This is a genomic window from Paenibacillus sp. TAB_01, from assembly GCF_043945595.1.
GTDB lineage: Bacteria > Bacillota > Bacilli > Paenibacillales > NBRC-103111 > Paenibacillus_S.
This window is the reverse complement of sequence record NZ_JBIFNP010000001.1, coordinates 2,400,823-2,420,217: the sequence shown is the minus strand read 5'-3', so window position 1 is coordinate 2,420,217 and position 19,395 is coordinate 2,400,823. Positions and strand designations below refer to the sequence as shown.

17 protein-coding genes and 2 pseudogenes are annotated in these 19,395 nt (G+C 49.0%); all 19 read right to left on the bottom strand.

Translation table 11 applies throughout. The annotated features are described in order from the left end of the window. Positions 1-24 precede the first annotated feature (24 nt). The 19 genes and pseudogenes from ACHHV8_RS11780 to ACHHV8_RS11690 all read right to left on the bottom strand — a co-directional run bounded on the left by ACHHV8_RS11780 (position 25) and on the right by ACHHV8_RS11690 (position 19,342). Positions 25-285 (bottom strand): stage V sporulation protein S, encoded by a 261-nt coding sequence (locus ACHHV8_RS11780; protein ID WP_006286829.1) that lies wholly within the window; start codon positions 283-285, stop codon positions 25-27. 108 nt (positions 286-393) lie between these two features. After that, positions 394-1,187, bottom strand: a pseudogene (locus ACHHV8_RS11775) (TIGR00282 family metallophosphoesterase). A gap of 100 nt (positions 1,188-1,287) precedes the next feature. After that, the gene (gene rny / locus ACHHV8_RS11770) at positions 1,288-2,832 is read right to left on the bottom strand and encodes a ribonuclease Y (protein WP_395158439.1); all 1,545 of its coding nucleotides are present in this window, start codon (positions 2,830-2,832) and stop codon (positions 1,288-1,290) included. Between the two features lie 303 nt (positions 2,833-3,135). Further along, positions 3,136-3,828, bottom strand: coding sequence for a RecX family transcriptional regulator (locus ACHHV8_RS11765; RefSeq protein WP_395158438.1), 693 nt, complete (start codon positions 3,826-3,828; stop codon positions 3,136-3,138). A gap of 68 nt (positions 3,829-3,896) precedes the next feature. Further along, a complete protein-coding gene (gene recA / locus ACHHV8_RS11760; protein WP_395158437.1) occupies positions 3,897-4,949 on the bottom strand; it encodes a recombinase RecA in 1,053 nt (350 codons plus the stop codon). A 183-nt stretch (positions 4,950-5,132) separates the two neighbouring features. Further along, positions 5,133-6,381: pseudogene (locus ACHHV8_RS11755) on the bottom strand (competence/damage-inducible protein A). 54 nt (positions 6,382-6,435) lie between these two features. Beyond that, the gene (gene pgsA / locus ACHHV8_RS11750; protein WP_395158436.1) at positions 6,436-7,014 is read right to left on the bottom strand and encodes a CDP-diacylglycerol--glycerol-3-phosphate 3-phosphatidyltransferase; all 579 of its coding nucleotides are present in this window, start codon (positions 7,012-7,014) and stop codon (positions 6,436-6,438) included. Next, positions 7,011-8,339: a 30S ribosomal protein S12 methylthiotransferase RimO gene (rimO, locus tag ACHHV8_RS11745; protein ID WP_395158435.1), complete on the bottom strand. Its 1,329-nt coding sequence runs from the start codon at positions 8,337-8,339 to the stop codon at positions 7,011-7,013. The genes pgsA and rimO overlap by 4 nt, the downstream gene beginning before the upstream one ends. A 127-nt stretch (positions 8,340-8,466) precedes the next feature. Further along, a complete protein-coding gene (locus tag ACHHV8_RS11740) occupies positions 8,467-8,958 on the bottom strand; it encodes a YajQ family cyclic di-GMP-binding protein (protein ID WP_395158434.1) in 492 nt (163 codons plus the stop codon). Positions 8,959-9,083: 125 nt separating this feature from the next. Continuing rightward, complete coding sequence (locus tag ACHHV8_RS11735; protein WP_395158433.1) at positions 9,084-9,254, bottom strand: hypothetical protein; 171 nt, start codon at positions 9,252-9,254, stop codon at positions 9,084-9,086. A 70-nt stretch (positions 9,255-9,324) separates the two neighbouring features. Then, positions 9,325-10,182 (bottom strand): helix-turn-helix domain-containing protein, encoded by an 858-nt coding sequence (locus ACHHV8_RS11730; RefSeq protein WP_395158432.1) that lies wholly within the window; start codon positions 10,180-10,182, stop codon positions 9,325-9,327. Positions 10,183-10,218: 36 nt separating this feature from the next. Next, positions 10,219-10,983 (bottom strand): DUF3388 domain-containing protein, encoded by a 765-nt coding sequence (locus ACHHV8_RS11725; protein ID WP_395158431.1) that lies wholly within the window; start codon positions 10,981-10,983, stop codon positions 10,219-10,221. Positions 10,984-11,092: 109 nt separating this feature from the next. After that, positions 11,093-11,941, bottom strand: a complete 849-nt coding sequence (locus ACHHV8_RS11720) for a type 1 periplasmic-binding domain-containing protein (RefSeq protein ID WP_395158430.1) — start codon at positions 11,939-11,941, stop codon at positions 11,093-11,095. A gap of 107 nt (positions 11,942-12,048) precedes the next feature. After that, positions 12,049-12,303: a DUF3243 domain-containing protein gene (locus tag ACHHV8_RS11715; RefSeq protein WP_395158429.1), complete on the bottom strand. Its 255-nt coding sequence runs from the start codon at positions 12,301-12,303 to the stop codon at positions 12,049-12,051. A gap of 74 nt (positions 12,304-12,377) precedes the next feature. Continuing rightward, positions 12,378-13,142, bottom strand: a complete 765-nt coding sequence (gene ymfI / locus ACHHV8_RS11710; protein WP_395158428.1) for an elongation factor P 5-aminopentanone reductase — start codon at positions 13,140-13,142, stop codon at positions 12,378-12,380. Then, positions 13,139-14,425 carry an EF-P 5-aminopentanol modification-associated protein YfmH gene (gene yfmH, locus ACHHV8_RS11705; protein ID WP_395158427.1) on the bottom strand — a complete coding sequence of 429 codons (1,287 nt, stop codon included), beginning with the start codon at positions 14,423-14,425 and terminating at the stop codon, positions 13,139-13,141. Before yfmH ends, ymfI begins: the two co-directional genes overlap by 4 nt. A 3-nt stretch (positions 14,426-14,428) precedes the next feature. After that, positions 14,429-15,745, bottom strand: coding sequence for an EF-P 5-aminopentanol modification-associated protein YfmF (gene yfmF, locus ACHHV8_RS11700; protein WP_395158426.1), 1,317 nt, complete (start codon positions 15,743-15,745; stop codon positions 14,429-14,431). A 65-nt stretch (positions 15,746-15,810) separates the two neighbouring features. Continuing rightward, on the bottom strand, positions 15,811-16,617 hold the full coding sequence (sleB, locus tag ACHHV8_RS11695; RefSeq protein ID WP_395158425.1) for a spore cortex-lytic enzyme: 807 nt from the start codon (positions 16,615-16,617) through the stop codon (positions 15,811-15,813). Between the two features lie 166 nt (positions 16,618-16,783). After that, positions 16,784-19,342: an FtsK/SpoIIIE family DNA translocase gene (locus tag ACHHV8_RS11690; RefSeq protein WP_395158424.1), complete on the bottom strand. Its 2,559-nt coding sequence runs from the start codon at positions 19,340-19,342 to the stop codon at positions 16,784-16,786. Between the last annotated feature and the right edge of the window lie 53 nt (positions 19,343-19,395).

Sequence of the window (19,395 nt, the reverse complement as noted above, 5' to 3'; positions counted from 1 at the left end):
AGTGGGTTCTAGCAAGCTTTCATATTATCTCGGCTCTACGATAAGCTTGATGGCCGTCCGGTCTTCTCCATCAATGACAATATCCGTAAACGCTGGTATGCAAATCAGATCAACCCCGCTGGGAGCCACGAATCCACGTGCAATCGCTACAGCTTTAATAGCTTGGTTAAGTGCGCCGGCCCCGATCGCCTGCAGCTCAGCTGCCCCGCGTTCGCGCAGAACCCCTGCCAGCGCTCCAGCTACGGAGTTAGGATTGGACTTTGCTGAAACTTTTAATACTTCCATGAAAAGTACCTCCTCGGGAATGATGGATTGCTTCCAGTACTATTCATATTCTAGGAAATTGCCGATAATTCCTTCTTCCCGAAGATCGTATTTTCTAACTATTCAGAATCATTCGAAAATAAACTTATCTTCTTCCATGCGGATCAGTTGAATCTTCTTCGCTAGTCCTGTAGACGGATCTAGGTCAATACTTACAGCATGAAAATGCCATTTGCCTTCATCCACTACGAAACGAACCGGCAGCTGCGTTTTGAATTTCTGCATCACCGCCACGCGTTCCATGCCGAGAATGCCGTCTCGGGACCGACCATCCCCACATCCGTCACGTAAGCGGTTCCTTGGGGCAATACCCGCTCGTCATGCGTTTGCACATGGGTATGTGTTCCGACGACCGCAGACACCTTACCGTCCAAATGCCAGCCCATAGCGAGCTTCTCGGAAGTCGCCTCCGCATGAAAATCAAATAAGATATATGGAGTCCGCTTTTTTATCAGGGCAAGAATTTCGTCCGCTTTCTCAAAAGGACAGTCCAACGGAGGAAGAAACGTCCGTCCTTGCATATTGATGATAGCCAGCTCATGCCCCTTCACCTTTATAAAGGTATATCCGCGGCCCGGTGTGCCTTTTGGAAAATTGGCCGGACGCACCATTCGTTCCTCGTTGTCAATAAAATCAAATATTTCTTTCTGATCCCACGTATGATTGCCCATTGTGATTCCATGAATGCCAAGCTCAAACAGCTCTTTGGTAATCGCAGATGTAATCCCGCGGCCTGCAGCCGCATTTTCTCCGTTAGCTATAATAAACGTCGGGTTCAGCTTTTGCTTCAAGCCGGGCAGGCAAGTCTTTACCGCCTTACGGCCTACTGAGCCGACAATATCTCCGATAAATAAAATTCTCATACGAAACCCCTTCCTATATGTACAGCAGCCTGATGTTTGATAATAAGCTAAAAGAAAAGTGGCCTATTCAGCCACTTTTCCTTGTAGTGTATGCAATTGATTACTTAGCGTATTCGACCGCACGTGTCTCGCGGATAACGGTTACTTTGATATGACCTGGATAATCCAGTTCACCTTCAATTTTCTTCGTAATATCACGAGCTAACCGGAATGCTTCCGTATCGTCAACCTTCTCCGGCTGAACCATCACGCGCACCTCACGGCCTGCCTGGATGGCAAAGGACTTCTCGACTCCATCGAACGAATCCGAAATTTCTTCGAGTTTCTCAAGACGTCTAATGTACGTTTCGAGTGTTTCACGGCGCGCTCCAGGACGTGCAGCAGATAAGGCATCTGCAGCTCCAACCAGCATGGCAATAACGGATGTAGCTTCGCAATCGCCATGGTGGGATGCAATACTATTAATAACAACCGGATGCTCTTTGTATTTTTTGGCAATCTCTACACCAATTTCAACATGAGAGCCTTCAACTTCGTGATCCAATGCTTTCCCGATATCATGCAGGAGACCGGCACGCTTCGCCAATGTCACGTCTTCCCCAAGTTCTCCAGCCATTAATCCGGTCAGGTAGGCCACTTCCATCGAATGCTTCAATACATTTTGTCCATAGCTCGTTCTGAATTTAAGACGACCCAAGATTTTGATTAAATCTGGATGTAAACCATGAACGCCTGTCTCGAAGGTAGCCTGCTCCCCGTATTCGCGGATTCGTTCATCCACTTCTTTACGGGATTTCTCCACCATCTCTTCAATACGAGCGGGATGGATACGTCCATCAGCCACCAGCTTCTCAAGAGAGGTACGGGCAATTTCTCTTCGGATAGGGTCGAAGCCCGAAAGAATAACGGCTTCCGGCGTATCGTCAATAATAAGATCGATACCCGTCAGCGTTTCCAGTGCACGGATATTTCTGCCTTCGCGTCCAATGATGCGGCCTTTCATCTCTTCATTCGGCAGCGATACTACGGATACCGTAGTTTCCGCCACATGATCCGCTGCGCACCGTTGAATGGCCAAGGTGATAATTTCGCGTGCTTTCTTATCGCCTTCTTCTTTCGCCTGCTGTTCGATTTCTTTAATTAATTGAGCTGTTTCATGACGAACTTCCTGTTCAACATTCGTAAGGATAATTTGCTTGGCATCCTCCATGCTAAGAGCAGAAATTCGTTCAAGCTCCGCAACTTGATTTTTGTAGATCTCATCAATTTGCGATTGGGTTTCTTCAATTCTTTTCTCTTTGTTGGCGACCTGCTCTTCTTTTTTCTCCAGAGATTCTAATTTTTTATCCAGCGATTCCTCTTTTTGCAACAATCGTCTCTCTTGTCGTTGTGTTTCATTACGACGATCACGAATGTCTTTTTCAGCCTCGGACCTAAGCTTGTGAATCTCGTCCTTAGCCTCCAGAACCGCTTCCTTCTTGAGTGCTTCCGCCTCTTTCATAGCATTTTCCTTAATTTGCTCGGCGGCTTGCTCAGCACTTGAAATCTTCGCTTCTGCAAGATTCTTGCGGATAAAATAACCAATCCCTAAGCAAAGTAAACCAACAACGAGAATAATTAAGATCCAGATGGCCGGATTATTCATCCAGTTCACCTCCTCGTTGTTTCTCCAAGGGGTAGCTTGGGACAGTATGGTTTTGGTTTTTAATCCGTTTGACAAGCATAAGAAAAAGTAAAAATTGGCGATTTTACTTTACGAACCTCCCTTCATCTAGGAAAGGAAGATTCTGTGTATAAAAATATACATGATTATTTTAGCTTTTGTCGAAGAAGCTTGTCAAGGTGTCAGGCTCAGAAATGATTCCCTTCCCGAGTCTCGATGAGCATTCAGCACTATACAACGGATAATTAACCCCATTAATGATTATCATGGTCAATTAATTAGGATTTATTCAAACTCATCCTCCAGAAGCTCCTCTTCTCCATAAGCTTGAAATACTTCTCGAATGACCTGATTAACCAGACGGGCGCTGTATCCTCTCCGCATTAAAAAGCCCATTGCTTTTCTTCTGGCCTGCAGCTTATCCGTCTCGAACGTCCCAAGGTATTTTTTGTAAATGAGACTGTAGGCCGTCCGGTATTCCAATCCTTCGTCAATTTGCTCCATGGCTTGTGAGATTTGTTCCGGCGCTATCCCTTTATGCTGCAGCTCCTGTCTGACCCAATTACGTCCTTTCTTCTGGGATCGGATCCGCTGCTGCGTCAGCTGCTCGGCAAACATCCCATCATCGAGGTACTGCTCCCGCTTCAAGCGCTCGACGGTTTGGCCGCTTACGGAAGGATCGTAGCCTTTTTGCAAAAGCCGGCTTTTCAATTCCTGTTCTGAGCGCAGACGTGACGACAGGAGCCTGATGGCATACAAGTAAGCCTGCTGCTTCTCCTGCGCGTGTACAATCGCTCTCAGGTCATCCTGGTCTATCTGAATGCCCTTTACCAGCTTGTATCGGATCAAAATATCCTCATGCACCGAAAAAGCGTACTGCTCATCAATAAACAGGTTGTAGCGGTCATTTACTTTCTTTTGCCGCTCTACCTTCGTGATTGTACCGGAACGAATCGTTACTTCTTCATTATCATCCATTATGCAGCACCTCAAACCTAATAATAAAGGCACCGATACAAAATTGTACAGGTGCCCTCATGGTCTTATTATTCAAATGCCAGCAAATCTGCTTCTTCCTCGTCTTCATCATCATGCTGAAGGTCCGACGGATTAACCGTTAAATTGCTGTTCTCACGAATTTTCTTCTCGATGATGTCAGCAATATGTGGGTTTTCCTTCAAAAACTGCTTCGCATTCTCACGGCCCTGACCTAGACGGTCATTGTTGTACGAATACCAGGCACCGCTCTTTTGAACGATATCCATCTCCGTACCGATATCGATGATGCTTCCTTCTTTCGAGATGCCTTCGCCATACATGATATCGATTTCGGCCTGCTTGAACGGAGGCGCCACTTTATTCTTCACAACTTTAATTCGTGTACGGTTACCGACCATATCATTGCCCTGCTTGATCGTCTCTACACGACGTACGTCCAAGCGTACGGAAGAGTAGAACTTCAAAGCGCGTCCGCCTGGTGTCGTCTCCGGGTTCCCGAACATAACGCCAACCTTTTCACGCAGCTGGTTAATAAAGATCGCAATCGTCTTCGATTTGTTAATCGCACCGGACAATTTACGTAATGCCTGAGACATCAGACGGGCTTGCAGACCGACGTGGGAATCTCCCATTTCGCCTTCAATCTCCGCCTTAGGCACGAGAGCCGCAACCGAGTCGATTACGATAATATCTACCGCGCCGCTGCGTACCAGAGCTTCGGCGATTTCCAACGCTTGCTCCCCCGTATCCGGCTGAGACAAGAGCAGATCATCAATATTGATGCCTAGCTTACTTGCGTAGAGAGGGTCCAGCGCATGCTCCGCGTCGATGAAAGCAGCTTGTCCGCCGGCTCGTTGCACCTCTGCAATGGCATGCAAAGCTACCGTTGTTTTACCTGAAGATTCGGGTCCGTACACTTCTATAATTCTACCACGCGGGTAACCTCCGATACCTAGTGCGATATCAAGAGCCAAGGAACCGCTGGGAATAGTTTCAACCTGCATATGGGTGGATTCACCCAATTTCATAATGGAGCCTTTGCCAAATTGCTTCTCGATTTGACGAAGAGCATTCTCCAAAGCTGCGCGCCGATCTGTCAAAACACTCACTTCCTTCTTCATATTAGATAACTACATGATAACTGGTTTTGTTTATGTTGCCAAGTATTTTTTGCGAACATACATTCGATTGAGAGTCAAAAGAAAAACCGCAACAAAGAAACTGGCTTTGCTACGGTGCTTCCGTTAGTCTATTATATACTAACCTATTAACGTTTACAAGCATCACTTTTGAAGCTGCTGCCAGAGAAGGTATAAGGCGCTTTTAGCCGCGCGAAGCTTAATGGACTCACGGTTTCCCGACAGCTGCAGCTTCTTCGAAACGGTTTCTCCGTCTTTCCGGGCCACCGCCACATAGACGAGTCCTACCGGCTTCCCCTCGGACTCGCCGGGACCTGCAACGCCGGTGACTGCTACCGCATAGTCCACCTCAGCCTGCCTTAATAAATTGCCGGCCAGCAGCCGGGCCGTCTCATCGCTCACGGCGCCGGGGGCCTCCGGGCCTTCCAATACCTCTTCTGGGACGCCGAGCAGCTTATGCTTCCAGCCGTTCGTGTAGCAGACGATGCCGCCCTGATACACGGACGAGCTGCCGGGAATGGCAGTAATCATATCGCTGAGCAGTCCGCCCGTGCAGCTTTCCGCCGCCGCAAGGCGCTGCCCTCTCTCATTAAGAATGCGCAGGATCTCCTGCTCCAGGGTGACATCCACGTTCGCATAAATATGCGCGCCCAGCCTGCGGCGTATTTCCTGCTCCAGAGGCTCAAGCTTGTTATCCGCTCCCGCTTGTGAAGAAGAACGCGTCGTAATGCGGATAGCCACCTCGCCTTCTTTAGCATAAGGAGCGATCGTAGGATCGGTTTGAGCGCGGATTAAATCAAGCAGCTCATGCTCCAATGCCGATTCGCCAATGCCGGCGAATTTGAGCATGCGGGAGTAAAGCGGCTGCAATCCGCCGATTTTGGAGGCAATCCACGGCGCTGCGTAGCTTTCGAACATCGGCTTCATTTCCTTCGGAAGGACCGGGAAGCAGAATATAATGAGTACCATCCTGCGTAAGCGCAACCCCTACCGCCATTCCGTTATCGTTCTTCAAAGGATCGCTCTGTTCAAGCATCAAGGCTTGACGTATGTTGCTTTCAACCATCGTGACGCCGCGGTTACGGAAAAATTGTTCTATGTATTCCAGCGAAGGCTGATGAACGACCAGCTTTTGTCCCAGAAAAGCGCTAAGCGCATCCTTGGTCAGGTCGTCCTGCGTCGGTCCCAATCCGCCTGTGCAAATCACCAGATCCGCTCTGCTCTTGGCCAGCGCCAGCGATTCAGTCAGACGGGCCATGTTATCCCCTACTACCGTTTGAAAATATACGCTGACCCCCAGATCCGCGCAAGCCCGGGCAATAAATTGCGCATTCGTGTTCACGATTTGTCCTAACAGAAGCTCCGTTCCTACAGCGATAATCTCTGCTCTCACCTTCAGCTCTCCTCCTTATATAGAACAAAAAACAATAGGCATCCCCTACTGTTTTTATTCATTGAACGTCACGATATGTTTATTCTTGACGAAATAATCGATACCCGAGTACAAGGTAATCACGGCTGCGGCCCAGCTGGCGTACAAGTCAAAGCGGAAATTGAGAAACGCAAACGGAAAGTTGTTGATCAGCAAGGCGATAATGGCAATAATCTGGGTAGCCGTTTTCCATTTCCCCCACTTGCTTGCCGCAACGACATGCCCTTCCAGCAGCGCAATCTGTCTCAAGCCGGTAATCGCAAATTCACGGCTGATGATGACAATAACGATCCAGGCATCCACTTTGCCCATCTCGACCAGGGAGACGAGCACAGCGGATACAAGCAGCTTGTCGGCCAACGGATCCAGAAGCTTGCCCAGATTTGTAACCAGCTTATGTTTGCGGGCAATATAACCGTCCAGGCTGTCCGTACTTGCTGCAACAATAAAGATCAGCGCAGCTACGATCTGATTGTACGTGATGGTAAACTGCTCAATTCGAATATGAGGCGTTTTTAAATTGACCAGCAGGAAAAACATAATAATCGGGACCAAAAAAATCCTCGCTATAGTGATTTTATTGGCCAGGTTCATGCCACGACCTCCCCGGATAAATCAAACTCAAACGAATGGGTGATCCGGACTTTCGTCACCTCGCCAATCTTGAGCTCGCTGCCCTTCACGAACACTTCTCCGTCAATTTCAGGAGCATCGTACTGGGAACGTCCGACATAAATATCGTTTCTTCCGTCATACTTCTCGATTAACACATCAACGGTTTCCCCGATGCGGTGTCCGTTGCGAAGGTTGGAAATTTCGCGTTGAATCTCCATCAATGTGTTGGCGCGGTATTCTTTGACGTCGTCCGGTACTTGATTCGGCAGGCGGGAAGCAGGCGTGTCCTGTTCTTGAGAATAGGAGAATACGCCTAAACGGTCGAATTCCACATCGCGGATAAACTGCTTCAAGTTTTCAAAGTCTTCTTCCGTTTCACCCGGGAACCCGACAATCAGGGAAGTTCTTAACGATACGTTCGGAATTCTCGCACGGATTTTCTCAATGAGCGCTCTCGCATCCTGCTGTCTGCCCGGTCTTCTCATCCGTTTCAAAATGCTGTCCTCGCTATGCTGCAGCGGCATATCGACATATTTGCAAACCTTTGGATTGCTGGCAATCGTGTCGATCAATTCGTCCGTAAAAAATCCAGGGTACGCATAATGCAGACGAACCCATTCGATTCCTTCCACTTCGCTGACCTTATTCAATAGAGCGGGCAGCATAAAGCCATCGTACAAGTCCGTACCGTAATTGGTAGAATCCTGTGCAATCAGACTAATTTCCCTAACACCTTGTGCAGCCAGCTGTTCCACTTCTGCAATGATGGACTCCATACTCCGGCTGCGGAATTTGCCCCGCATAATCGGAATACTGCAGAAGGTACAGGCATTATCACAGCCCTCGGCTATTTTGACATAGGCGGTGTATCTCGGTGTAGTCACGCGGCGCGGCAGCGCCTGATCGTAGTTAAAGATCGGATTGCCTACCAGAATCGGCTTTTTGCCGGCCAAAGCTTCATCGACAATTTCATTGATTTTGTGAAAATCGCCCGTTCCGACAATCCCGTCGATTTCCGGCATTTCCTTCATCAATTCTTCCTTGTACCGCTGGGTCAAACAGCCGGACACGATCAAAGCTTTCAGGTTAGCTGTCTGCTTCAGCTCAGCCATATCTAAAATCGTATTTACCGACTCTTCTTTGGCAGCGTCGATAAATCCGCACGTATTGATGATAATTACCGTAGCGTCTTCTTTCTCACTCACCAGCTCGTAGCCACGCCCGTGAATCAAACCTGACATGATCTCGGAATCGACGAGGTTCTTCTCGCAGCCGAGCGTAACTACCTTGACTCTCTCTGTCATGTTAAATCCTCCAATATTCAAGCCTGTCTTTAATCATTTACAAGTATAAACCATGCAGAGGAAGGGTGTCAAAAATGAACCCTTATGCTTCACAAGCAGCACAAGAGCTCTGTATGTATGCAAATGGTTATTTTAAATTTTGAAATTGCAGCTCCAGCGGCAGATCCGCCTTGCGAAGCAATTGAATAACTTGCTGCAAATCATCCTTGCTTTTGCCGGTCACGCGGATCTGATCTCCTTGGATTTGGCTTTTCACTTTTAATTTGGAGTCGCGGATCAAGATATTGATTTTCTTCGCCTGCTCTTGATCGATCCCTTGCTTCAGCTTGATTCTTTGTCTTACCGTTTGGGAAGAGGCCGGCTCCACCTTGCCGTGATCCAGGTTTTTCACCGAAATGCCGCGCTTCGTCATTTTTGAGTACAAAATATCGAGTACGTTCTGCAGCTTGAATTCGTCATCCGATACGATAACCAACTCTTCTTTTTCTAAAGTAATTTTGCTTTTGCTGTTTTTAAAATCAAACCGGGTTGCAATTTCCTTCTCCGCCTGATTCAACGCGTTATTCAATTCCTGCATATCCATTTTGGACACAATGTCAAACGAGCTTTCCGAACTCATGACTCCTTACCCCCATACTTGTTTATTTATGTACATCAGCATAGATTCCGCTTATGATCTATGACCGCACATTGACTAAAAAGACACCCTCCGCTGACGCTTCAGGTGTCTGTCCATGCTGCCTATTAGCTCTGAGGCTCTTCATCCGACGCGAACCTGAACATATCGATGATGCCGAGAATGATATGCGCGAGTCCAAAACCGAATAAACCATAGCCCCAGGCATGCGGAGTTAGATACCAACCCAAGAAGCTAACCGCAATTCCAACAATGATAACGATCCAGTTGGCTGTCATGGAAGAACCTGCCTCTTTTCATTATACCTAACCTGCGCACGAAAGTAAAAACTGCCGGGATTCCGCCTCATCAGCCTTTTTGCAGGTCAAATTGAATCCGCTTCGCGTTAGGTGTATCCCCAACCGTAATCGCTGTGCCGTTTACAAGAAGTTCAACCGCATTGGAACGTCCGAAAATCATAAAAGCGGAGTTGTCCAACTCCCACTTTTGCGATTTCCCGTTCGTATACGTTCCCTGCTCAAGCGTTTCCTTCTTTTCTCCCAAGGAATCAATCTGGAACCAGCAGGCATCGCCCGTCACATTCATTTCTATGGTCAGCTTGCTGGCATTGGATACGGCATAGTAATCGGTGCCCCCTTGGCTTTTCACCAGCTTCACTTCGGCTTGTGGCGGAGGAGGCGTTGGAGGAGGCGTCGCCGGTACCGCGGCATTGTCAGCCACCGGCACCTGATACGTGTTATTGTTAACGCTCGGATTTGTCGTCTCCACCTTATCGGTTACCCGCTTCGGCTCCTCATTGACATTGGCGTCGCGCTGACCGCCGTTGTAATTCGTGTTGAGATAATAGTAGATGGCTCCCAGGATGAGAACCACAAACGAAATCATCATAACATTCGAGGCCCACTTGCCGATTTTTTCACTATTGCGGGAAGTGCGCTTGGTACGTATCGGTTCAATCTGCTCCTGCTCCGGAGCCGGAAGCACATTTTGATACAGCTGAAGCACTTCGTTCGGATCAAGCCCTACCGCTTCCGCATAGCTCTTGATGAAGGCCCTTACGTAAAAGTTGCCTGGCAGCACCTTGAAATTGCCGTCTTCAATCGCTTCCAAATAACGCTTTCGAATTTTCGTCATTTCCTGGAGATCTTCTAATGAAATATTATGATCCAACCGTGCTTTACGAAGCATCTGGCCGAGCTCAGACATGTTCTCACCCCTTTCTGCAATCCTACTGGGACCTATTTAATATTCGTCCAAACCGCCGAGGAACGATTCATAGGAAATTTCTTCGTCCGGCGAATTGCGCAGCTCTACAATGCAGCTAAAATCATCATAGGTAAACTCGGATTCCCGGATAAAAATATCCGGATGCTCAATCACTTTAGTGGAAGGCATGCTCATAATCTCCTGCAGAAGCGTATGATGCTTCTCGTTGGAGCGAATAGTCGATACGATGCCGTCGATGATGAACACATTGTTCGGGTTCATTTCATCTTCGGAGAGCTGGCTGCGCACGGTTTGCCTGAGCAGCGTGGACGAAACGAACGTCCATCTCTTGTTCGAGCAGACGCTGCCCGCAATAATGGATTCGGTCTTGCCTACACGCGGCATCCCGCGGAGTCCGATAACCTGATTTCCTTCCTGCTTGAAGATTTCGCCCAAGAAATCGACCAGCAAGCCCAATTCATCCCGTGTAAAACGGAACGTTTTCCGGTCGTCCGAATCTCTTTCGATATAGCGCCCGTGGCGGACAGCCAAAATATCTACGAGCTTCGGCTCCCTTAAAGCCGTTATAGTTATATTATCCACTTTTCTTAACATTTTACCCATTAAATCAATTTTTTCATCATCATTTGTTTGCAAAAGCATGCCGCGCGTGCGGTCATCCACACCGTTAATGGTTACGATATTAATATCGAGCATCCCCATCAGGGAAGCTACATCCCCCAGGAGCCCCGGCCGGTTTTTATGAATTCGATATTCCATATACCATTGCTTAACTTCCATTTCTACACCTCGTATCGATGTCAATAGCCCATCCCATTCATATTTTTGTGATTAATTACGAAAATATTCTACAAAATTCGCTAAAATCCTCCTAGTACCGAAGAAAAACTTATTGCGGTTTATTTACTTGAATCTCCTGAAGCGTATAATTTTGCAGCCCCGGCGTCAGCTGATGTTTTTTCATCTGATCCAACACTCCGGCAAGCACAACGCTCCAATTCACATTAACGGATGTGGAAGCCATGTTCATAATAGGAGCCGGCAGGTTCTTCATCCGCTGCAATACCGAAGCCTCCAACGGACTGTAGACGACAATCCAATTCGGGCCGTGCTGCTTGACCTGATTCTGAAAAGGCGTGTACCATCCCTGCGCATCCGCATAGGAGATATACTCCGCTTCTTCCGAAGGCGCCCATGCCGATGGAATCGGACGGTCATTGGTGGTTACCCACTCCAGCGTCTTCCCCATCCCCTGTTCCTGCTTAACCCATTGGTCCCACTGCTGCTGCATAAAATCAGAGCCTGTCTGTTTCCAGGCGATTTGCTTATCGTTCATGGTTTGCGAGGCATTGACCGATACAGCGTCATCGAGCAAAATCCACTTTTTGTCCGGAATTTGCGACGCATAAGGCTGAATTTGAGCCGTGAGCTCGTTGCCTACTACTATTATGTAATCATACGCCGTGGATTGGATCTTATTCACATGCTGCTCCTGCAGCGCCGCTACATCCGGCAGCCATTCATACGAAATTTTCTCATTGTCTCTCCAGGAGAGCAGCGTTTGGGAGAATACCGTCTTTACCGTATCGGGAAGATTAGGTTTCGAAATGAGCAGAACGGATAATTTATTCTGCAATAATGCCGGATCAATTGCGGGGATATTTTTGCCGCAGCCGCTTAACAGCAGCGTTAGAGTTACAGTCAACATCAGCCATCTTGTCCATCTTCGTGTGCTCAAACCAAACGATCCGCCTTTCTATGTCTGCAAAATTAACATCCGGTTTAAGTATAACACGAAAAGCAGGGAAAAGCCTCCAATGCAGGAGGCTAATGAGGAAACCGGCTTTATTTGCCTGGTGTTACGAATTTGACCATCAAACCGGCAATCGTTTTACGCTCCTGCTCGTCGGCTACATCCCACAAGCTTTTGAGAATCCGTTCTTCGTTGTTCTCCGGATCCACTTTGTTTGCCAGGAAATCGCCGATTTGGACGGCAAGATTTTTGATGGTTTCATCGTTCATGCCTGCTTTGTGCGCTTGCTCCACGCGGTCATTCAAAAACTCTTTCCATTTGTCGAATGCTTTTAGTACAGTTGCCATGATGTCATCCTCCTTAGATGAAGTATCACTACGAATACTAATGTTCGCAAAAAGGAGGTTGAATATGCAGTGCACTAGGTCAGCCAGCCCCCGTTCGGGCTTATGATTTGTCCGGTAATGTAGCCGGATTCTGGCAGCGCCAAAAAATAAACCAAGGAAGCCACTTCATTGGGATGGCCCAATCTACCGGCAGGAATTTCATTCTCCATCGCCGCTTTCTCGTCAGCATTGAAATTGGCCATCATCAGCGTATCTACGGCACCGGGCGCAACGGCATTGACCGTCACGCCCGAAGGCGCCAGCTCTTTAGCCAGCGCCTTCGTAAATGCATTCATACCGCCTTTTGCCGTAGAATAAACGACTTCGCAGGAGGCGCCGGAAATCCCCCAGATGGAGGAGACATTAATGATTCTTCCATATTTTTGCGAAATCATGGGCTGCATAAATTGCTGTGTCGTTAAAAACGTACCCTTCAGGTTCACGTTCATCACTTCATCCCACAGCTGCTCGCTGACATCGGTAAGCAGGCCGTAATGCGCGATGCCCGCATTGTTAACAAGGATATCGGGGACCAACCCGTGATGGTCGAGCTTCTCCTGCAGCCGAACTATCTGTTCCCTGCTGCGTAAATCGGCGGCAGCCGTCAGCACCTTGGCTCCGTGCTTCATACAGCTTCTCGCGACCTCATTGGCGGCTTCATGGGATTGAAGGTAGTGGATGACTACATTCATCCCCACAGAAGCGAATCGCTCGGCGATCGCCGCGCCAATCCCGCGGCTTGCCCCGGTAATGAGCACTGTCTGCTCCGTAAAAGGCTTATGCGCGCCAGAAACGGTCATTTTTGTTCACTTCTCACGATGGAAACCGCCAATTGATTCCAGTCAAAATGCTGACGAAGAAGAGCGTTAACGTCCTCCAGCGTCATCTGCTCGTAAACCGGTAAAATATCGAATAAATCAATATTTTTAAACCGGTATTTGGTAAATTCATTCGCAATCGCTTCAGGTGAATTCAATTGGCGCATGAAGCCGCCGATTTTCTTCTTGCGGCTCCGCTCGAAATCCGCCGACTGTACGCCCTGCTGTTTTATAAGATCAATTTCTTCCCGCACGCGGGCTACGAGCTTATCAGGATCTTTCGTATCGCCGCCGATGACGGAGAAGGCATAGTTCGGAGCAATATTATATTCGCTGCCGAAGTTATCTGAAATCAGCTCCTCGTCGTACAGCTTCTGGTAAATGGCCGAGCTCGGGCTTACCAGAATGTCCAGGAGCACCCGCATCGTCAATTCCCGCTTCAGCAAATCGGTTCCGGTCAAAGTCTGTTCCGGCTCCTTGCAGCCGAATAAGCATTTGGGCAGCGAAACCGGCAGCACGGTCACTTTCTCCTTTTGCCTGACGCCTGCCGGCTCCGGGTCGAAATAGCGGTGAATTTTTCCCTGAGGCTCATAATCTTTGGCTGCCTGGTTCGCGCGAACCAGCTCGATGATTTCCTCGGGATTGACCCCGCCTACCACAAACAGGCTCATGTTGCTTGGATGGTAAAAGGTGTAGTAGCAGTCGTACAGCAATTCCTTCGTAATATGAGAAATCGACTCCACCGTTCCGGCAATATCGATATGTACCGGATGGATATGATACATGGCTTCAATTAAACCGTAATACGAACGCCAGTCCGCATTATCCTGATACATTTTTATTTCTTGACCGATGATGCCTTTTTCTTTCTCCACATTTTCATCCGTAAAATACGGATTTTGGACAAAATTGATCAACGTGGTCAGGTTCTCATGAATATGCTCCGTCGCGGAGAACAAATAAGCCGTGCGGTCAAAGCTAGTAAAAGCATTGGCCGAAGCGCCCTGCGAAGCGAAAACCGCAAAAATGTCGCCTGTCGGCTCCTCAAACATTTTATGCTCAAGAAAATGCGCGATACCGTCCGGCACCTTGGATTTGGGATTGCCCTCAACCTGGAAGTGGTTGTCGATCGAGCCGTACTTGGTTGAAAACGTCGCATACGTCTTTTGAAAGCCTTCCTTCGGCAGGATAAAGACGGATAGCCCGTTCGGCAGCTGCTCTACATATAACGTTTCTTTGACGTGAGGATACGGAATGGCTTTCATCGCTTATTCTCCTCCCTTCCGGTCGCGCAGGAAATAAATCGTGTCCAGTTGAACCTGTGAAGCAATGTTCTGAATATCCTGCTTCCTTACACCGAGAACTTCTTCTACTAGGGAAGGCACCGTGCGCTCGATTCCCGATAAAATATTGTTAAAATCAAATGCAACCAGCTCAAAGGCAGAGTCCTGAAGCTCCTTCAAATGGCCCGAAATCATGGCCTTCGTCTGCTGCAGCTCGACATCGCTTATGTCTCCTTTGACCATGGCTTCCAGCTGCTCGCGAATGATGGTTACGGCTTTCTCATAATTCTGGATCTCAATGCCTGACTGAATCGTCAAGATTCCCTTATGCCCATCCAGACGAGAAGAAGCGTAATAGGCCAAGCTCGCTTTCTCCCTTACATTAACAAACAGCTTGGAATGCGGATAACCGCCGAGGATGCCGTTGTACATCAGCATAGTCGGATAGGATGGATCGGCATAGGTCAAATGGGCTCGCAGCCCAAGATTCAACTTCCCTTGATTGACGTCCAGACGTTCCACGACCTCGTGAACCTCATGAACCTGACGATGCTCTGGCTTGGCCGTATAAGTCGCTATGCTGGCCTCGGAGCGGTCTATGTCGAAGCTTTGTTCAATCCACGGAAGCACCTGCTCGAGGTTGGCCTGCCCCACGATGTAGATGTCAATCGGGGAAGTTTTCAGCCATTGCTTATAGTAGCTGTACAAGCCCTCCGGAGTCAGCTGCTTCAACGCTTCTATCGTGCCAAGCGGATGAAGACGGTATGGCTCCTCCTTGCACATTTCCTCCACGCAGCGTTCCGCGGCATATTTGATTTTATCGTTGACGATAGACTCAATGCGCTTTTGCAAAGAAATCTTCTCGGATTCCACGTATTTGCTGACGAAACGGCCCTCTTCCAAGGCAGGTTTGGTAATGGCTTCGCCAATAAATTGAATGCCCTTCTGAAGCAGAGATTCCGGACTGTCCACAAAGTGATCCTGGATCAGGTCCATACGGAACTGAACCATCTGGTAGTCCCCGCGTTTGTAAATATCAAAACCAAAGCCGGCGCCGTAAAGATCGTCCAGACGTTCCCGGAACTGCTTCGTTTCGGGATAGGCTTGCGTGCCGCGGCGAAGCACAAAAGGAATAAACGCCGTCGGCGTCACTTTGTCTTCCTGCAGCGGAGTACCGATATAAACCGAGATGGCGTAGGTTTTAAATTGTTCCGTGGGCAGCACGTGTACCCTGATATTGCGGGCAGCGCCCCGTTCAAATTGAATATGCTTCAAAGGGACATGGCTCCTTTCATAATGCATTTCGTTATACCATTATATTCCTTCAGAAACAGAAGAAGCAACCTCGAGGGTTACTTCTCGGCAATCTATTTGCAAAAGATATGCTTACCGATTTGCTTCACCTGCGGCCGGGACCAAATCCATTTCGAGGTTGCCGTCTCCGGATTAAAGTAATAAATGCAGCCGCCTGTCGGATCCATTCCGTTCAGCGCATCTCTGACTGCATTGCTCGCACTTTCATTGGGCGTCAGCCAAATTTGACCGTCCGCTACAGCAGTAAAGGCTCCCGGCTGAAAAATAACCCCGGATACCGTATTCGGAAAGCTTGGAGACTGCACGCGGTTGAGAATGACCGCCGCAACGGCAATTTGTCCTATGTAAGGTTCACCGCGCGATTCGCCATATACTGCATTCGCCATCAACTTCAAGTCCTGCTCGGATAAGCCCAAATGATTCGAAGGGGCCAAATTCGAAGGCGTCGATGCTGCTCCTCCGCCGGTTCCCGCTCCTGCCGTTCCTCCACCCCCGCCGGTTCCTGCACCTTGACTTGCCGGCGGCAGCTCATCTGCGGTTGGTTTGTAATTTTTGGTGGCTTCCCACAGCTTCAGCTTTGTCTTATCGCCACCGATTCCGTCCACATCCAGGCCGAATTCGGATTGAAACCACTTAAGGGAGCGCAGAGTATTGTAACCGAAATCACCGTCTACCTTCCCCGTGTAGAAGCCGAGCAGCTTCAGTCTCCCCTGCAGCTCGTAGACATCCTTGCCGGCGGCACCGTATTTGATATCATTTTTGCTGAACGTTTGCTGCACGGTGTAATGGTCCTTCAGCTGATAGCCTGCAAATAGAACGATGATCAAGCAAAATGTAATAACAACCAGACGTTTGTTCATCTACTTATACTCACCTTTCCCACATTCATATTGGCAACCTTTTTAAGGTTATTATGAGAAAGGAAGAAAGCTTCTATTCAGACAAAAAAGGAAAGTGAAGGAAACGGCGCCCAAAGAAAAAGCACACCCGGAAAGCTGAAGCGGGTGTGCTGCCATAACTAAACGACTAAGAAGACATCCTTCCTTGGTACTGCTCGAGAGAAACGAGAACCTCCCGCGGCTTGCTTCCCTCATAGGGACCCACGATGCCTTTGGCTTCCATTGAATCAATCAGCCGGGCGGCCCGGGTATACCCGACGCGCATACGGCGCTGAAGCAGCGAAACGGATGCCTGCTTGGCCTCCAAAATAATTTGTACCGCCTGATCGTACAATTCATCCTCCACTTGGTCCGGCGCATCGGATTGCTCCTCCACCTCAGGAACCATGTCTTCAACATAGTTCGCCTGCCCTTGTGTCCTTACGAAATTGACCACCGTCTCGACTTCATTATCGGACAGAAACGCCCCTTGAACCCGAACCGGCTTCGATGCGCCCATCGGCAGGTAAAGCATGTCTCCGCGCCCCAGAAGCTTCTCCGCACCGACCATATCCAGAATCGTCCGGGAATCGACCTGTGAAGATACGCCGAATGCAATACGCGAAGGAATGTTCGCTTTGATAACGCCTGTAATAACGTCAACCGAAGGCCGCTGGGTGGCAATAATCAGATGGATCCCTGCGGCCCTCGCCATTTGCGCAAGACGGCAGATCGAATCCTCCACGTCATTGGCTGCGACCATCATCAAGTCGGCCAACTCATCCACAATAACGACGATGTAAGGCAGCGGGGCGCCGGATTGCGTCTCCAGCAGCATGGCGTTATAGCCTTCCATATTCCGCGTGCCGCTCTTCGAGAACAGCTCATAGCGCTTCTCCATCTCGACGACGACTTTCTTCAGAGCCAGCGAGGCTCTGCGCGGGTCCGTAACTACCGGTGCAAGCAAATGCGGAATCCCGTTATACACATTCAATTCGACCATTTTGGGGTCAATCATAAGAAACTTGACTTCATCCGGCTTCGCCTTATACAAAATACTCGTGATAATCCCGTTAATACAAACGGATTTACCGGAACCGGTAGCCCCGGCCACAAGCATATGCGGCATTCTAGCCAGGTTACCGACGATCGGCTGACCCGCAATGTCTCTGCCCAATGTTATAGACAGCTTAGCGCTGGATTCCTGGAAAGCCCCGCTTTCCATGACTTCGCGCATGGTAACAATCGAAACCTCCGAATTCGGAACCTCGATCCCGATGGCCGCTTTACCCGGAATCGGGGCTTCCATCCGGATATCCTTGGCTGCCAGCGCCAGCGCAATATCGTCGGTTAAGCTTACGATCCGGCTTACCTTCACTCCGACATCCGGCTGGATCTCGTAACGGGTTACCGACGGGCCTCTTACAACCTCCAAAACTTTGGCTCGTACCCCAAAGCTTTCTAGGGTTGCTTCCAGCTTGCGGGCGACAGCCTTGTAATCGAGCGAATCCGACCCTTTACCGGCATTCGGTTTCGATAGTAACGAAAAAGATGGCAGCTCGTAAGGAATCGCGAGCGGCTTGTTTTTAATGTCGAAATCATCAGCCGAGCCTTCGCCGTCATCCTGCCCCTCCGTTGACTGCGCGGCCTTGCTGTTGTCAGCAGCGGAGGTAGACGGTACGTGTTCCTGCTGAGGTTTGTGCGACCCTTCCTTGAGGACCTGTTCCTGGAAATCCCGAATCACCGGGATCAACGGATCCGGTTCCGGCTCGAGATCATCTCCTGCATCCGCATAATGCACCTCAGCAGCCTTGGCCGATTGCACATGCGGCAGTGCCGAGTACACTAGCATCTCCTCGTCAGGCTCCTTCGAGGCTCCTTTACGTCCGGCAGACTTGGAAGCGGCCTCCGGCTTAGGCTGAAGCAAATCGAAGAAAAGCTTGCGTGTGCTTCCGGCTTTTCGTTCCTTCCGATCCGGCCGCAGCGTCTCTTCATCAAACTCATTCTCTTCCGGCAGGTAAACGACGGGTGCCGGTTTCTTTTTGACTGCCTCCGCCTTAGGCTTCTGGCTTCGTTCCATCAGTTTGCGTTTTATGTATTGGCCCAGCAGCGTATCCGCAAAGGAACGGCGCCCTTTGAGCTTGGACATTAAATCGCCGATGGACCATCCTGTGAGCAGGATAAAACCGATAATAAAAAGCGTATACTGGATCAGCTTTGCACCGATATTGGCGAACAAAAAATACAGCAAGCTGTACATCGCAGCCCCCAGCATCCCGCCTCCTACTTCCAGCTTTAATATATCTTTTCCTTTATCCGTCGCCTGTAGGCCATCTACCATGCTGTCCCAGGACTGGGTCATGATCATCCCCGCCGTAAACTTCCCGTTAGGATACAGCTTGTCGAACAGGCTGATATGACTCATGATCAGCACGGCTAAAATCATCAGCAAAATGCCCGACTTGCGAGAGGTTCTCCATACGGGCCAGGCACGCTTGACCATCACATACAATCCAATGTAGATGAAGATAAGCGGAATGATAAAATCGAAGCTGCCGATGACGAATCGAAATAAATAAGTCAGCGCTCTCGCGACCGGACCTCCTTGGGAGAGGGCAATAACAGACAAGGTCAGAATAATAATCCCGTAAAGTTCATACTTTAAATTGGTTTTCAATGCCTTACTTTTCTTCTTCGGCCTTGCCAAAGCGTTCACCCCCAAGTACAAATTATACCATACTTTGGAGCGAAGCTTAATGC

What these genes read in the sequence shown, in the direction of transcription:
- ACHHV8_RS11780 (WP_006286829.1), bottom strand. Translation starts at nt 285, where the DNA reads ATGGAAGTATTAAAAGTTTCAGCAAAGTCCAATCCTAACTCCGTAGCT.
- rny (WP_395158439.1), bottom strand. Translation starts at nt 2,832, where the DNA reads ATGAATAATCCGGCCATCTGGATCTTAATTATTCTCGTTGTTGGTTTA.
- ACHHV8_RS11765 (WP_395158438.1), bottom strand. Translation starts at nt 3,828, where the DNA reads ATGGATGATAATGAAGAAGTAACGATTCGTTCCGGTACAATCACGAAG.
- pgsA (WP_395158436.1), bottom strand. Translation starts at nt 7,014, where the DNA reads ATGAACCTGGCCAATAAAATCACTATAGCGAGGATTTTTTTGGTCCCG.
- rimO (WP_395158435.1), bottom strand. Translation starts at nt 8,339, where the DNA reads ATGACAGAGAGAGTCAAGGTAGTTACGCTCGGCTGCGAGAAGAACCTC.
- ACHHV8_RS11740 (WP_395158434.1), bottom strand. Translation starts at nt 8,958, where the DNA reads ATGAGTTCGGAAAGCTCGTTTGACATTGTGTCCAAAATGGATATGCAG.
- ACHHV8_RS11735 (WP_395158433.1), bottom strand. Translation starts at nt 9,254, where the DNA reads ATGACAGCCAACTGGATCGTTATCATTGTTGGAATTGCGGTTAGCTTC.
- ACHHV8_RS11730 (WP_395158432.1), bottom strand. Translation starts at nt 10,182, where the DNA reads ATGTCTGAGCTCGGCCAGATGCTTCGTAAAGCACGGTTGGATCATAAT.
- ACHHV8_RS11725 (WP_395158431.1), bottom strand. Translation starts at nt 10,983, where the DNA reads ATGGAAGTTAAGCAATGGTATATGGAATATCGAATTCATAAAAACCGG.
- ACHHV8_RS11715 (WP_395158429.1), bottom strand. Translation starts at nt 12,303, where the DNA reads ATGGCAACTGTACTAAAAGCATTCGACAAATGGAAAGAGTTTTTGAAT.
- ymfI (WP_395158428.1), bottom strand. Translation starts at nt 13,142, where the DNA reads ATGACCGTTTCTGGCGCGCATAAGCCTTTTACGGAGCAGACAGTGCTC.
- yfmH (WP_395158427.1), bottom strand. Translation starts at nt 14,425, where the DNA reads ATGAAAGCCATTCCGTATCCTCACGTCAAAGAAACGTTATATGTAGAG.
- yfmF (WP_395158426.1), bottom strand. Translation starts at nt 15,745, where the DNA reads ATGCATTATGAAAGGAGCCATGTCCCTTTGAAGCATATTCAATTTGAA.
- sleB (WP_395158425.1), bottom strand. Translation starts at nt 16,617, where the DNA reads ATGAACAAACGTCTGGTTGTTATTACATTTTGCTTGATCATCGTTCTA.